At 72.6% G+C, this 13,751-nt stretch carries 17 protein-coding genes; 11 read left to right on the forward strand and 6 right to left on the reverse strand.

Annotated elements, in window-relative coordinates:
- Positions 1 to 83: 83 nt before the first annotated feature.
- Together ACSMX9_RS21350 and ACSMX9_RS21355 are read left to right on the forward strand one after the other, a co-directional pair.
- On the forward strand, positions 84 to 749 hold the full coding sequence (locus ACSMX9_RS21350) for a response regulator transcription factor (RefSeq protein WP_445396088.1): 666 nt from the start codon (positions 84 to 86) through the stop codon (positions 747 to 749).
- Positions 746 to 2,239 (forward strand): ATP-binding protein, encoded by a 1,494-nt coding sequence (locus ACSMX9_RS21355; RefSeq protein WP_445396090.1) that lies wholly within the window; start codon positions 746 to 748, stop codon positions 2,237 to 2,239. Before ACSMX9_RS21350 ends, ACSMX9_RS21355 begins: the two co-directional genes overlap by 4 nt.
- Positions 2,240 to 2,312: 73 nt before the next feature.
- Here ACSMX9_RS21355 and ACSMX9_RS21360 read toward each other — a convergent pair whose 3' ends face one another.
- From ACSMX9_RS21360 to ACSMX9_RS21375, 4 genes are all read right to left on the reverse strand, one after another.
- Complete coding sequence (locus tag ACSMX9_RS21360) at positions 2,313 to 2,789, reverse strand: MarR family winged helix-turn-helix transcriptional regulator (RefSeq protein WP_351241206.1); 477 nt, start codon at positions 2,787 to 2,789, stop codon at positions 2,313 to 2,315.
- A gap of 94 nt (positions 2,790 to 2,883) precedes the next feature.
- The gene (locus ACSMX9_RS21365) at positions 2,884 to 3,678 is read right to left on the reverse strand and encodes an AIM24 family protein (protein WP_445396092.1); all 795 of its coding nucleotides are present in this window, start codon (positions 3,676 to 3,678) and stop codon (positions 2,884 to 2,886) included.
- A complete protein-coding gene (locus ACSMX9_RS21370; RefSeq protein ID WP_445396094.1) occupies positions 3,675 to 4,325 on the reverse strand; it encodes an AIM24 family protein in 651 nt (216 codons plus the stop codon). The genes ACSMX9_RS21365 and ACSMX9_RS21370 overlap by 4 nt, the downstream gene beginning before the upstream one ends.
- Positions 4,325 to 4,963 (reverse strand): AIM24 family protein, encoded by a 639-nt coding sequence (locus ACSMX9_RS21375; RefSeq protein ID WP_445396096.1) that lies wholly within the window; start codon positions 4,961 to 4,963, stop codon positions 4,325 to 4,327. The genes ACSMX9_RS21370 and ACSMX9_RS21375 overlap by 1 nt, the downstream gene beginning before the upstream one ends.
- Positions 4,964 to 5,175: 212 nt before the next feature.
- Between ACSMX9_RS21375 and ACSMX9_RS21380 the strand changes: the two genes are divergently transcribed.
- From ACSMX9_RS21380 to ACSMX9_RS21390, 3 genes are all read left to right on the forward strand, one after another.
- Positions 5,176 to 5,520, forward strand: coding sequence for a DUF3817 domain-containing protein (locus tag ACSMX9_RS21380; protein ID WP_351241214.1), 345 nt, complete (start codon positions 5,176 to 5,178; stop codon positions 5,518 to 5,520).
- A complete protein-coding gene (locus tag ACSMX9_RS21385) occupies positions 5,517 to 5,813 on the forward strand; it encodes an MTH1187 family thiamine-binding protein (RefSeq protein WP_445396098.1) in 297 nt (98 codons plus the stop codon). The genes ACSMX9_RS21380 and ACSMX9_RS21385 overlap by 4 nt, the downstream gene beginning before the upstream one ends.
- A 143-nt stretch (positions 5,814 to 5,956) precedes the next feature.
- Positions 5,957 to 6,367, forward strand: coding sequence for a hypothetical protein (locus tag ACSMX9_RS21390; RefSeq protein WP_445396100.1), 411 nt, complete (start codon positions 5,957 to 5,959; stop codon positions 6,365 to 6,367).
- Positions 6,368 to 6,371: 4 nt separating this feature from the next.
- On the opposite strand, the gene ACSMX9_RS21395 is transcribed toward ACSMX9_RS21390, so the two are convergent.
- Both ACSMX9_RS21395 and sigJ read right to left on the reverse strand, forming a co-directional pair.
- Positions 6,372 to 7,436, reverse strand: a complete 1,065-nt coding sequence (locus tag ACSMX9_RS21395) for an NAD(P)/FAD-dependent oxidoreductase (RefSeq protein WP_445396102.1) — start codon at positions 7,434 to 7,436, stop codon at positions 6,372 to 6,374.
- A 76-nt stretch (positions 7,437 to 7,512) separates the two neighbouring features.
- Entirely contained in the window at positions 7,513 to 8,388 is an 876-nt protein-coding gene (gene sigJ, locus ACSMX9_RS21400) for an RNA polymerase sigma factor SigJ (protein ID WP_445396104.1), read from the reverse strand.
- A 117-nt stretch (positions 8,389 to 8,505) separates the two neighbouring features.
- Between sigJ and ACSMX9_RS21405 the strand changes: the two genes are divergently transcribed.
- From ACSMX9_RS21405 to ACSMX9_RS21430, 6 genes are all read left to right on the forward strand, one after another.
- The gene (locus ACSMX9_RS21405; protein WP_445396106.1) at positions 8,506 to 8,991 is read left to right on the forward strand and encodes a hypothetical protein; all 486 of its coding nucleotides are present in this window, start codon (positions 8,506 to 8,508) and stop codon (positions 8,989 to 8,991) included.
- Complete coding sequence (locus ACSMX9_RS21410) at positions 8,988 to 9,710, forward strand: TetR/AcrR family transcriptional regulator (protein WP_445396108.1); 723 nt, start codon at positions 8,988 to 8,990, stop codon at positions 9,708 to 9,710. The genes ACSMX9_RS21405 and ACSMX9_RS21410 overlap by 4 nt, the downstream gene beginning before the upstream one ends.
- Positions 9,711 to 9,730: 20 nt before the next feature.
- Positions 9,731 to 10,237, forward strand: coding sequence for a MarR family winged helix-turn-helix transcriptional regulator (locus tag ACSMX9_RS21415; protein WP_445396110.1), 507 nt, complete (start codon positions 9,731 to 9,733; stop codon positions 10,235 to 10,237).
- A gap of 85 nt (positions 10,238 to 10,322) precedes the next feature.
- Positions 10,323 to 10,649 carry a DUF3817 domain-containing protein gene (locus ACSMX9_RS21420; protein ID WP_351241230.1) on the forward strand — a complete coding sequence of 109 codons (327 nt, stop codon included), beginning with the start codon at positions 10,323 to 10,325 and terminating at the stop codon, positions 10,647 to 10,649.
- 93 nt (positions 10,650 to 10,742) lie between these two features.
- A complete protein-coding gene (locus ACSMX9_RS21425; protein WP_445396112.1) occupies positions 10,743 to 12,443 on the forward strand; it encodes an acyl-CoA mutase large subunit family protein in 1,701 nt (566 codons plus the stop codon).
- 66 nt (positions 12,444 to 12,509) lie between these two features.
- A complete protein-coding gene (locus ACSMX9_RS21430) occupies positions 12,510 to 13,481 on the forward strand; it encodes a tetratricopeptide repeat protein (RefSeq protein ID WP_445396114.1) in 972 nt (323 codons plus the stop codon).
- Positions 13,482 to 13,751 lie beyond the last annotated feature (270 nt).

The raw sequence follows: 13,751 nt of genomic DNA on the forward strand, positions 1-13,751 counted from the left end.
GTCACCAATGTGCGGCAGGCATGCTGAAGCGACCCTGAAACCGCCTGAAGGGATCTTCAGGTTCCGTTTGAAAAACTGGGTGCATGCGCCTTTTGATCGTGGAGGACGAGAAGCGGCTCGCCCTGTCCCTCGCCCGGGGACTGACGGCCGAGGGATACGCCGTGGACGTGGTCCACGACGGGCTGGAAGGGCTCCACCGGGCCAGTGAGGGCGTCTACGACCTGGTCGTCCTCGACATCATGCTGCCCGGCATGAACGGCTACCGGGTCTGCGCCTCCCTCCGCGCGGCGGGCCAGGACATGCCGATCCTGATGCTCACCGCCAAGGACGGCGAGTACGACGAGGCCGAGGGGCTGGACACCGGCGCCGACGACTACCTCACCAAGCCGTTCTCGTACGTGGTGCTGGTCGCCCGGGTGAAGGCCCTGTTGCGGCGCCGCGGACGGGCCGGCGGGTCACCGGTGCACGTGCTAGGCGACCTCGTCGTCGACACCGCCGCCCACCAGGTGCGCCGTGGCGAGGAGGAGGTCCCGCTCACCGCGAAGGAGTTCGCGGTGCTGGAACAACTCGTCCTGCGTTCCGGCGAAGTGGTCTCCAAGAGCGAGATCCTGGAACACGTCTGGGACTTCGCCTACGAGGGCGATCCGAACATCGTCGAGGTCTACATCAGCGCACTGCGCCGCAAGTTGGGCGCCTCCCTCATCCGGACCGTCCGCGGGGCCGGCTACCGCTTGGAGACCGGACGGTGAGACGGTACTTCGGCTCGGTCCGCGCCCAGGCCACCCTGGGCGCCACGCTCGTGGTGGCGGTGGCCCTGCTCGCCGCCGGCACCGGCGTGCTGATGGCACTGCGGATCAACCTCACCGACCAGGCGGGCAACCAGGCGGAGACCACGGCCAGCCGGGTCATCTCGCAACTGGCCTCCGGCACCGCCTACGCGGACCTGGACCTCCCGGACGCCGACGAGGGCAGGGTCGTCCAAGTGGTGGACGAGGCCGGCCGGGTGGTCGCCGCCAGCCAGGGCCTGGAGCGCATCAGCGGCACGGCCTCCCCGGAGGTGGGCCCGGGGCAGGGGCGGTCCGACGCGCCCGGGAACGGCGGGACCCCCGGGAACACCCGGCCCCCGGACGAGGGCGAGAACGACGGGGACGACGACGGGGACGGCGACGACGACGCCGAACACGACCGGGATCCGGTGGAACTCTCCGACGAGCCCGCGTTCAGCGACGGCTCGGCGACGGTGCACGGCGAGTCCGCCGAGTACCGGTTCGCGGAGCTGGCCGCGGAGTTGCCCCAGCGGGGCGAGGTGCGGGTGTTCGCCGGCGCCCCGCTGTCCGCCGAGCGCAGTGCCGTGGGGACGGCGACGACGGCGATGCTCATCGGCTTCCCGCTGCTGCTCGTGGTGGTGTCCGGGGTGACCTGGCTGGTGACCCGGCGGGCGCTGCGGCCGGTGGAGGACATCCGACAGGAGATGGAGGCGATCACCGCCTCCGAGGACCTGCGCCGACGCGTTCCGGTGCCCGGGACGCACGACGAGGTCGCCCGGTTGGCGCGCACCACCAACGCCACGCTGGCCGCGCTGGAGGAGTCGGTGGAGCGGCAGCGGCGGTTCGTCGCCGACGCCTCCCACGAACTGCGCAGTCCGATCGCCTCCTTGCGCACCCAGCTCGAAGTGGGCTCGGCGCACCCGGAGTTGTTGGACGTCGAAGGGGCCGTGGCGGACACCGTGCGGCTCCAACAGCTCGCTGCCGACCTGCTCTTGCTGGCCCGCTTGGACGCGGGGGAGCGGCCGGGGGGCACCCGGCTGGACCTCGCGGCGCTGGCCCGCGAGGAGTTGTCCCAGCGGGTGGGTGACCGGCATCCGGTCGCCGAGGACCTCGACCACGCCGAAGTCGTCGGTTCGCGGGGGCAGTTGGCCCGGGTGCTCGGCAATCTGGTGGACAATGCGCAGCGGCACGCCGCGGCCGGGGTGCGGGTGTCCGTGGGGGTGCGCGAGGGGATGGCGGTGCTGGCCGTGGGGGACGACGGGGCCGGGGTGCCCGAGGAGGAACGGCAGCGGATCTTCGAGCGGTTCGTCCGCCTCGACGACGCCCGGGCCCGGGACGACGGCGGGGCGGGGCTGGGGCTCGCGATCGCCCGGGACGTGGCCGTGCGGCACGGCGGCACCCTGACGGTGCGGGAGTCCGCCGAGGGCGGCGCCCTGTTCGAGCTGGTGCTCCCCCTCGCGGCGGCCTCCTGACGGAGCGGTGCCCCCGGGCCGTGGGCCCGGGGGCGGGGTTCGGGGGACCGGACCGCCGCGTCCGGTCGGCGGGTCAGATCCGGCCGCGCTGGACCCGGAGGTGCTCCGCGATCGGGGCGAGCGACTTGTGGAGGGTTTCCAGGTCCTCCGGCCCGATCAGGTCCATGAAGTGCCGCCGCACGGAGGCGACGTGGTGCGGTGCCACCTTGCGCATGGTCTTCAGGCCGTGCTCGGTGAGCACGGCGTACAACCCCCGGCGGTCGGACTCGCAGTGCTCGCGGCGCACCAGCTCCGCGTTCTCCATCCGAGTGATCTGGTGGGAGAGCCTGCTCTTGGACTGGAGCGTGGACGAGGCGAGGTCGCTCATGCGCATCCGGTGCTCGTCGGACTCCGAGAGGTTGACCAGGATCTCGTAGTCGTTGATCGTCAGGCCGAACGGCTGGAGGTCCTTCTCCAGCTGGTGCTGTAGCAGCCGGTTGACCTCCAGGTGGGTGCGCCAGGCGCTCTGCTCGGCGTCGGTCAGCCAGGGGGTAGCCGTCTCGGTCTCCATGAATCCTATTCTACCCTAAGAGGTTGAATTGTTAACGAAATATGGGGGTGTGACGCTGCGCACGCGTTCGATGTCACACTCCGCAGACTACCGCTCACAGCCCGAAGCGACGTTGTAGGTCTCCCAGCTGTCCGGGAAGGCGCGGTACGCCCTGACCGCCCCCACCGTGACCCGCGGGCACCCCCGTCTGGTGCGGAACCGCCCCCGCGTCCTGCTCCGCCATCACCCGCTCGCTGGACTGCAACAGCACCGTGCCCGCCCCCACGAACTCGAACTGGTGCTCCTCGCCGGACGCCCCGCCCAGGCCCGTCAGTGCACGTAGACCGCCCATCACGCCGGTCAGGTACCCGTGGTCGTAGTGGTGACAGGGCGACGGACAGTCCGCCCACCCCACCAACGCCTGCGGGTCCACCCGCAACGGCGGCTCCATGAACACCACCGGACCGTTGGAGGCGGCGACGAACTTCCCGGTGCCGATCAGGGTCAGGAAGCCCGGAACGATCGATTGCTTCAACGCGAGACTTGGCTGAAAAGCGAGCAGGTTCCCGGAGCGGATCGTCAGGTTCCCGTCCTCCAGGTCGAAGGAGTTGACGTCGAACGCCCGGTCCGCCAAGAGGAACTTGCCCGATCCCGAGGCCACCACCCAGTCGCCCGCGTGCAGCGGCGAGTGGAAGGAGGTGCGCACCAGCCGGTCCAGACGTCCGTGTCCGATCCCCTCGAACTGCATCGCCCCGTAGTAGGCGATCATCTTGCCCTTCTGCAAGAACCAGGGCTCGCCCGCGAGTTCCACGCAGAACGTGTAGCTGGTGACGTTGTCGTTCGACGGCAGCGTCGTCGGGTCGTGCACGACCGGGCCGCCCGGCTGTCCGTACGCGTGCGGTGTGGTCACAGCTTCTCCTCCGATGCCTGCACGTACACCACGCCCCGGCCGCTCAGTTCGAGTTGGAACGCCTCGCCCGAACCCCGGCCCACCATGTCCCGCCAACCGAGCGCGGTCGACAGCCTGTTGCGCAGGTCCCCGCGGTGCGCCACGTACGCCTGCGGGTCGACGTGCACCGGGCGCTCCGGGCTCACCGGCAGCTCGATCACCCCGCCGTGCGCCATCACGGCGACCGCCCCGCGGCCCTGGAGCGAGGTGGTGAACAGCCCCTGACCGGTCACCTGCCCGCGCACCAGCCCCATCACCCCGCCCTGTGCGCCCAGGAACACCGTGCCCTGGGTCAGCGTGCCGTCGAAGGCCAACAGCCGGTCCGCCTCCACGTACAGGGTGTCGCCGGTCAGGTCGACCAGGTGGACGTGGTGGCCGCCGTGCCCGAACATCACCGTGCCGTGGCCCTCCACGGTCATCAACGGCGTCGCCTCGCCCGCGACCCGGCGCCCGATCATCGAGGTGAGTCCGCCCTGTCCGCCCTGGGCGTTGGGGGTGAACGACACCTCGCCCCGGTAGGCCAGCATCGCGCCGCGCTGGCTGAACAGCCGCTGCCCGGGCGTCACCGTCGCCTCGACCACCTTCGCGTTGACCTCGCGGAACGGCATCAGAGGTCCCCTCCGACCGTGTTGCGCTCGCTGGGCTGCACGTACACCAAGCCCTCGCCCTCGAAGCGGATCTGGAACGCCTCCCCGCCGCCCTCCCCGATCAGGGTGCGGAAGGTCACCCCCGACTGGAAGGTCTGCCGCAGGTCCCCCTGGTGCGCCACGTACGCGCCCGGGTCCACCGAGAGCGGGTACTGGGGGGTCACCCGCAACAGCACCGCCGGCCCGTCCGAGGTGAGCGCCGCCTGGCCGGTGCCCTCCACCGTCGTGGTGAACAGCCCGCTGCCCTGGGTCGCGCCGCGCAGCCCGGTGAACGTCGTCCCGGTGCGCAGCCCGGCGTCGGTGGCCAGCAGGTTGCTCGCCTCCACGTACAACTTCTCGCCGTGCAGCCGCACCAGGTTGATCTCGCTCGCGCGGTCGGCGAACCAGCAGGTGCCCTGCCCCCGCGCCTCCATCACCGTGAGCTGCTCGCCGGTGAGGCGCCGGGCGACCATTCCGCGCAGTCCCTCGCCGCCGCCGCTCAGCTTCTTGAAGCTCATCTGGCCGTCGTAGGCGACCATCGAGCCGTTCTTCGCCCTGACCGAGTCGCCGGACATGTCGACGGCGAGCACTTTGCTCCCTTGGAGCCGGAAGGTTGCCACCCGAGCGACGGTAGTCCCATCCGCCCGCTTCGCGACAGGGACCCCCGCCCCGGCAACCCGCACCGTCCGGGGGAGCGGTGTGACGCGTCCCTCACCACCCCCGGTCGGGGCGGGAGGGCGCCCCGATGACACAATGGGACCGCTTGTGCATGCGTTCACAAAGCGTGCGCCCGTCGATCCGCCCCGCCCATCAGCACGAAGGTGACCCCCCCGTGGACATCAAGACCGCATCCGCACTCCGCCGTCTGCGCCTGGTCTCGGCGCCCGAGGCGATCTCGTACCTGTTGCTGCTCGTCTGCTCGGTGCTCAAGCGGACCACCGACTTCAACGCGGTGCCCGCGATGGGCGCGATCCACGGTGCGCTGTTCGTGCTCTACGTGATCTTCTGGCTGGACGCCTGGAACCGCACCAAGTGGCCGCTGGGCACCGCGGCCCTCTACTTCGTGCTCTCGGTGCTGCCGTTCGGTGGGATCGTGGCCGAGCGCCGCCTCAAGCGCGAGACCGAGGACCACGTCATCGCCGCCCGGGCCCGCCGCGAGGGGGTGGTCGAGGCGTGATCGTCGCCTTCTCCGTCACGCCGCTCGGCGTCGGCGAGGACGTGGGGGAGCACGTCGCCGACGCGGTGCGGGTCGTCCGCGAATCCGGACTCCCGAACCGCACGGACGCCATGTTCACCTCGATCGAGGGCGAGTGGGACGAGGTCATGGAGGTCGTCAAGCGCGCCGTCGCCGCGGTCGAGGCCCGCGCCCCCCGCGTCTCGCTGGTCCTCAAGGCGGACGTCCGCCCCGGGGTGACCGGCGGCCTGGACGCCAAGGTCGCCACCGTGGAGCGCCACCTCGCCGGAGGCTGAGCCCGCGCCGGCCCCCGCGCACCTGAAACGGCCACCCCATCGACGGGGGTGGCCGTTTCTCGTGCGCGGGAGCGGCTCCCCCCGGGTCCTGTCCGACCCGCGTGGTACACCGGACGGAGACCACGACCACCCCAGGGGGCCCCATGAGCGGTACGCACCGTGCGCCGTTGCCGCGCGGCACCAGGATCCTGTCCATCGGCCTGCACCCGAGGACGCTCGACTACGGCCGGATGCCCGAGGGCGTCGACGAAGCGGGGTTCACCACCCGGATCGAGGCGGTGAACACCGCACTGCGCGCCTCCGGGTTCACGGTGGTGCCCTGTCTGGTCGACGCCTCGCCGGAGGCGGCGGAGCGGACCGTCCGGGCCCTGCTCGCTGCGGACGACTTCGGCCTCGCCATGATCGGCGGGGGCGTGCGGATGATGCCGGAACACACCGTGCTCTTCGAGCGGTTGGTCAACGTGCTGGTCGAGGCGGCGCCCGGGATCCGGTTCTGCTTCACCACCTCGCCGGAGAACACCGTCGAGGTGCTGGGGCGTTGGGTCCGGAGGTAGCCGGTCAGCTCCTCGGGGTCACCGCCCGGACGATGGCGGCCTTGACCAGGCGGCCCGGGGTGCCGGTCAGCACGAGGGGGCGCATCGAGTCGTCGGCGCGGACCAGTTGCAGCAGCCCGTCGCGGCGGCCGAGGCTCAGGCACTGGGCCGCGTACGAGAAGGCGAAGGGGCGGGGCGCGCGCCCCCCGAGGACGCGCCCCAGGTAGGTGCCCATCGGCAGCGCGGTGGCGCAGCCCATGCGCAGGGCGCCCCGGCCGGGCAGGGTCACCGCGGCGGCGTCGCCGACCGCGTACACCTCGGGGTGCGAGACCGAGCGGAGGTGGTCGTCGACCACCACCTGCCCGCCGGCGGTGACGTCGAGTCCGGCCTCGGCGGCCAACGGGTGCGGTTCCATCGAAGCGGCCCAGACGACGGCGTCGGCCGGAACGGGGCCCCGGTCGGTCTCCAGGCCCCCGGGGGTGACGGCGGTGACGGTGCGCCCGTCGTCGATCGTCACGCCCAGCCGGTGCAGGGCCCGCCGCACGTGCCGTTGCCCCCGCGCCGAGAGCCAACCCCCGACCCGGCCGGCGGCGACCAGCCGCACCCGGCGCTCCGGGTGCGCCTCGGCGAGTTCGGCGGCCATCTCGATGCCCGTCGCGCCCCCGCCGACCACCGCCAGGGACGCGGGCCCGGGGGACGCGGCGAGCCGGCGGTGCAGTGCGGCGGCCCGCTCGGCGGGGTAGGAGTGCTCGGCGGCTCCCGGCACCCCGTGGAAGGCGGTGCGGCTGCCCAGGGCGTACACCAGCACGTCGTAGGGCACCGGTCCCGCGGTGTCGGTGTGCAGGGTCCGGGCGGCCAGGTCGATCGCGGTGACCTCGGCCGGCACCCGGGTCACCCGGCTCCCGCGGATTAGGTCGGCCAGCGCAGGGCGGTGCTCGGGGCGGCCGGCGGCGGTCTCGTGCTGTCGGACGCGGTGGAGGAACCGTTCCTCGGGTGCGACCAGGGTCACCTCCCGGTTCCGTCCGGCCCGGGTGGCCGTCGCCAGCCCCGCGTACCCCGCGCCGACCACCACGATGCGTTCGTCCGTCATTCGCTTCCTCCTCCTCGCGCGCTGCACTTGCGGAAGGGGGACGACGGAGCCACGGGGATCGTGACAGTGATGCCGGTCACACCAGATGGGCGAGCTTCTCGGGATTGACCACCGCGTACGCCTCGTGGATCCGGCCGTCGACCACGGTGAAGGCGAGCACCCCCCGCACCTGCCCCCCGACCGACCAGGCCAGTCCGGGTTCGCCGTCCACCGACACCGTCGCCACGGCGACGTCCGGGGTGATGAACCGCTCGACCAGGCCCAGCACCAGTCGGGCCACCTTGTCCGCGCCGTACACCGGGCGCATGCTCGCGGAGACCACGCCCCCGCCGTCCGAGTGCCAGACGACCTGCGGGTCGAGGACGGCGAGCAGGGCGCCGAGGTCGCCGCCGGCCGCAGCCTCGGTGAAGGCGCGGACGGCCGCACGGTGTTCGTCCGGTGCGATCCGGCCGCGGCGGCCCTCGGCCCGCAGCCGGCGGCGGGCCCGGGAGGCGAGTTGGCGGACGGCGGCGGGGGAGCGGTCCAGTACTCCGGCGATCTCGTCGAAGCCGAGGGCGAACAGGTCGTGCAGGACGAAGGCGGTCCGCTCGGCCGGGGTCAGCCGCTCCATCAGCGCCAGCACGGCGAACGAGACCGACTGGCCGAACTCCGCGAGCCGTGCGGGTCGGTCCTCGTCGGTCAGCCGCGGTTCGGGCAGCCACTCGCCGACGTAGGACTCCCGACGGGCCCGCGCCGAGCCGAGGTGGTCGTAGCAGAGGCGGGTGACGACGGTGGTCAGGAACGCGCGCGGGTCCGCCACCGCGGAGCGGTCCGTGCCCCGCCAGCGCAACCAGGCGTCCTGGAGCACGTCCTCGGCGTCCGTGACGGTGCCGAGCAACCGGTAGGCGACGGCGCCCAGATAACGCCGCTCCGCCTCGAAGGCGTCCGGGCCGGCCGACGGTTCCTCGTTCACCCGAGCACCCTAACCGGACGGCACCGCGCCAGAATTTTGAGCAGTCGCTCAAAACTTCTCCGGGGGTGGGCCGTGGACCCGTGCGGTGGTACGTCGATCGAGGCGGACGAGGACGTCGTGCGCCGATTCACCGAGGACCCGGTGCGCCGGGCGGCTTGGCACCTCGGGCCGGTGCCGGACCGGCTCGTCCTCCGCCACGTCCGCACCGCACGCGGGGTGCGGGTCACGGCACGGTCGGGCCCCGCGAGGGGAGGCCCGCTGCGGCGCGGGATCCGCTCCGCGGCGCTCGCCTGGTCGTTGGACCGGCTGCGGCTGTGGGTGGAGCGCGGCACCCGGCCCGGGTGGGCGGTCGCCCGTTGGGCGGGCGAGGTGGCGCTGCGGATCGCCGTGGCCGTCCTGTGGGTGCAGGGGGAACTCCTCCTCGCCCTCCTGGAGCCGCTCGCCCCGTACCCGGGGGGCACCCTGGTGTACGGCTACCTGGCACTGACCCCGGTGGTGGTGCTGCTGTGCCTGTTCGCGCCGATGCTGCCCGGCACGCCCTCGGCCCGCCGCGCCCCGCGCCACGAGGGGACGCGGACCGCCGTCGTGCCCCGGTTGCGGTGAGCGCCGGCGCGGACGGCGGGCGTCCGCTCACCCCCAAGGCCCTGCGCACCCGCCACGAGCTGCTGGAGGCGACCCTGCGCACGCTGACCCGGCACGGGGTGGTCGGGACCTCGGCGCGGACCGTCGCCGCCGAGGCGGGGGTCAACCAGGGGCTGGTCTTCTACCACTTCGGTTCGGTGGAGGACCTCCTCGCCGCGGCCTGCCGGCACGGGGCCGAACAGCGGGTGGCGGCCTTCCGGGAACGGTTGGACGCCGTTGGCACCCTCGGGGAACTGCTGGCCCTCGGCCGCGAGTTGCACCGCGACGAGCGCGGACGGGGCCGGGTCGCCGTCCTCGGGCAGTTCCTCGCCGGCGCCCAGGTCCAGCCCCGGTTGGCGGCGGCCGCCCGGGCCGGCCTCGACCTGTGGACCGCCGAGGTCGAGCGGGCGCTGACCCGGGTCCTCGCCGGCGGCCCGCTGGACGGGTGCGCCGATCCGCGCGGGCTGGCGCGTGCGGTGGCGGCCTCCTTCGTCGGCATCGAGCTGTACGAGGGGGTTGACCCGGAGGGGGCCGGTGCCGCCCTGGGGGCGCTGGAGCAACTCGCCGCCCTAACGGCCGTCCTGGACGGTCTGGGGCCGGTGGCCCGTCATGCGGTGCGGCAGCGGGTGCGCCGTGCCGTCCGGTCCGCCGGGCCGGAGCGGAGCGGACCGAAGGATGAGACGCCGCTGACCGGGATATGACCGATCGGTAGGGTCTGACCGTGCCGAAACCCCTGAGTCTCGCCTTCGACCCCATCGCCCGCGCCGACGAACTCTGGAAGCAGCGGTGGGGCAGCGTGCCGTCGATGGCCGCGATCACCTCGATCATGCGCGCGCACCAGATCCTGCTCGGCGAAGTGGACGCGGTCGTCAAGCCGTACGGACTGACCTTCGCCCGGTACGAGGCGCTGGTGCTGCTCACCTTCTCCAAGGCGGGCGAGCTGCCGATGTCGAAGATCGGCGAGCGGCTGATGGTCCACCCGACCTCGGTGACCAACACCGTCGACCGGTTGGTGCGCTCCGGGCTGGTCGAGAAGCGCCCCAACCCCAACGACGGGCGCGGCACGCTGGCCTCCATCACCGAGCGCGGGCGCGAGGTGGTCGAGGCGGCCACCCGGGACCTGATGGCCATGGACTTCGGGCTGGGCGCGTACGACGGCGAGCAGTGCGCGGAGATCTTCGCGATGCTGCGCCCGCTGCGGTCGGCGGCCGGCGACTTCGAGGGCTGAGGGCCCCGGCACCGGGGCCGATCGGTGCCCGGCCGGGGGGTGCCCCGCCGGAAGATCGGCCCCTCGCGGTCGTTACGCTCGGGCCATGAAACAAACCGTGCTGACGCGCTACCGGGTGATGGCGTACATCACCGCCATCTGGCTGCTGGTGTTCACCGCGGCCATCATCCTGAAGTACGGCTTCCAGACCGGTGACACCATGGTGATCTCGCAGATCCACGGTGTGCTGTTCATCGTGTACGTGATCTTCGCCTTCGACCTCGGCACCAAGGCGAAGTGGCCGTTCGGCAAGCTGCTGTGGGTGCTGCTGGTGGGGTGCATCCCGGTGGCCTCGTTCTTCGTCGAGCCGAAGATCAGCCGTGAGGTGCGTCCGCTGGTCACCGACGGCGCACGGCAGCCCGCCAAGGCCTGAGCGCTGCCTACCGAGCCCGTCCGGGCCCCGGTGACGGGGCTGTGACGGGCTCAGCCGTCGACATTTACTAGGACGTCCTAGTAAATTGTCCGCATGGACGCTGACGCCATCGAAGCGGGTCGCCGACGCTGGCAGGCCCGGTACGACGCCGCCCACAAGCGCGACGCCGACTTCACCACGCTCTCCGGTGACCCCGTGGAGCCCGTCTACGGCCCTCGCCCCGGCGATGCGTACGAGGGGTTCGAGCGGATCGGCTGGCCCGGTGAGTACCCCTTCACCCGCGGGCTGCACCCGACCGGCTACCGGGGCCGCACCTGGACCATCCGCCAGTTCGCCGGCTTCGGCAACGCCGAGCAGACCAACGAGCGGTACAAGATGATCCTCGCGGCCGGCGGTGGCGGGCTCTCCGTCGCCTTCGACATGCCCACCCTGATGGGCCGCGACTCCGACGACCCCCGCTCGCTGGGCGAGGTGGGCCACTGCGGGGTCGCCATCGACTCCGCCGCCGACATGGACGTCCTGTTCCGGGACATCCCGCTCGGCGACGTCACCACCTCCATGACCATCAGCGGGCCCGCCGTCCCCGCCTTCTGCATGTACCTGGTCGCCGCCGAGCGCCAGGGCGTCGACCCGGCCGCCCTCAACGGCACCCTCCAGACCGACATCTTCAAGGAGTACATCGCCCAGAAGGAGTGGCTCTTCCCGCCCGAGCCCCATCTGCGGCTGATCGGCGACCTGATGGAGCACTGCGCGCGGAAGATCCCCGCGTACAAGCCGCTCTCCGTCTCCGGCTACCACATCCGCGAGGCCGGTTCCACGGCCGCGCAGGAGCTGGCCTACACCCTGGCGGACGGCTTCGGATACGTGGAGCTGGGCCTCTCCCGGGGGCTCGACGTCGACGCCTTCGCCCCCGGGCTGTCCTTCTTCTTCGACGCGCACCTCGACTTCTTCGAGGAGATCGCCAAGTTCCGCGCCGCCCGCCGGATCTGGGCCCGCTGGATGCGCGACGTCTACGGGGCCCGCACCGCCAAGGCGCAGTGGCTGCGGTTCCACACCCAGACGGCCGGGGTGTCGCTCACCGCGCAGCAGCCGTACAACAACGTCGTCCGCACCGCGGTGGAGGCCCTGGCGGCGGTGCTCGGCGGCACCAACTCGCTGCACACCAACGCCCTCGACGAGACCCTGGCGCTCCCCTCCGCACAGGCCGCCGAGATCGCCCTGCGCACCCAGCAGGTGCTCATGGAGGAGACCGGCGTCGCCAACGTGGCCGACCCGCTCGGCGGCTCCTGGTACGTCGAGCAGCTCACCGACCGGATCGAGGCGGACGCCGAGCGGATCTTCGAGCAGATCCGGGAACGCGGTCGGCGCGCCCACCCGGACGGGCGGCACCCCATCGGTCCGATCACCTCCGGCATCCTGCGCGGCATCGAGGACGGCTGGTTCACCGGGGAGATCGCCGAGTCGGCCTTCCGCTACCAGCAGGCGGTGGAGAAGCGCGACAAGCGGGTCGTCGGCGTCAACGTCCACCACGGTTCGGTCACCGGCGACCTGGAGATCCTCCGGGTCAGCCACGAGGTGGAGCGCGAGCAGGTGCGGGCGCTCGCCGGCCGCAGGGCCGGCCGGGACGGGTCCCGGGTGAGCGCCGCGCTGGACGCCATGGTCGCCGCTGCGCGCCGCGGCGACAACATGATCGAACCCATGCTGGAGGCGGTGCGCGCCGAGGCGACGATGGGCGAGGTCTGCGACGTGCTGCGCGCCGAGTGGGGCGTCTACACCGAGCCGCCCGGGTTCTGAGGGCGCGGCCACCCGGCCCGCGGCACCGCTTTTCGTGCAGCAGCGGGCAGGGGGGAGAATGTAGCCATGCAGCCACGGAACATGTCCATGAGCGGGGTCGTCGACCTCGGCGCGGTGAAGGCCGCCCAAGAGGCCAAGGCGAAGGCGGAGCAGGCCCGGGCGGAAGCGGCCCGCACGGGCGGCGGCGGAGCCGTCGGCCCGTCCGCCCTCGTGATCGACGTCGACGAGGCCGGTTTCGAGAGCGAGGTGCTCCAGCGGTCCACCGAGGTCCCCGTCGTCATCGACTTCTGGGCCGAGTGGTGCGAGCCGTGCAAGCAGCTCGGCCCCCTGATGGAGCGGCTGGCGGTCGAGTACAACGGGCGCTTCCTCCTCGCGAAGATCGACGTCGACGCCAACCAGATGCTGATGCAGCAGTTCGGGATCCAGGGCATCCCGGCGGTCTTCGCCGTGGTCGCCGGGCAGGCGCTGCCGCTGTTCCAGGGGGCGGCCCCGGAGGCGCAGATCCGTCAGACGCTCGACCAGCTCGTGCAGGTCGCCGAGGAGCGCTTCGGGCTGACCGGGCTGACCGTCGACCCGGACGCCGCGGCGGGCGGCGCCGCCCCCGAGGCGGAGCCGGTGGGCCCCTACGACGCGACCCTGGAGGCCGCGGCGCGCGCCTTGGACGCGGGCGACCTCGACGGCGCGGTGCGGGCGTACCGCACCGTGCTCGCCGAGGACCCGGGGCACCCCGAGGCCGCGCTGGGGCTGGCCCAGGCGGAGTTGCTGGCGCGGGTGCAGGACCTGGACCCGCAGGCGGTACGGCGGGACGCGGCGGACCGTCCGGCCGATCCCGCGGCGCAGATCGCCGCCGCGGACCTGGACCTGGTCGGCGGTCATGTGGAGGACGCCTTCGGGCGGTTGGTCGACACCGTGCGCCGCACCGCGGGCGAGGACCGCGAGGCGGTGCGGCGGCGACTGCTGGAGCTGTTCGAGGTCGTCGGCGCCGACGACCCCCGGGTGGCCGCCGCGCGCCGGGCCCTGGCCCGCGCCCTGTTCTGACGGCGCCTCCGGCGCACCCCGCCCCGTCCCCGCTTTCGGCGGGGGCGGGGCTTTTCACACCCTTCTTTTCGAAAGAAGGTTCGCCTGCCGGGTGATCTTCACCGAATCTTGACAAGCGATTCGGCTCTCACTGCACGTGAGGGGCCCCCTCGTCATCCGTCCCGCTTCGCCCGTGATGGCGGGGTGAACGGCTTGTGATGCGGCAACCCTGCGTTGCGGAGCGGCTGCACCAGGTCGCGAATCGGCCGCGTTTGCATTACTGACGGGTAA

The sequence above is a fragment of the Streptomyces sp. LE64 genome (assembly GCF_052606915.1).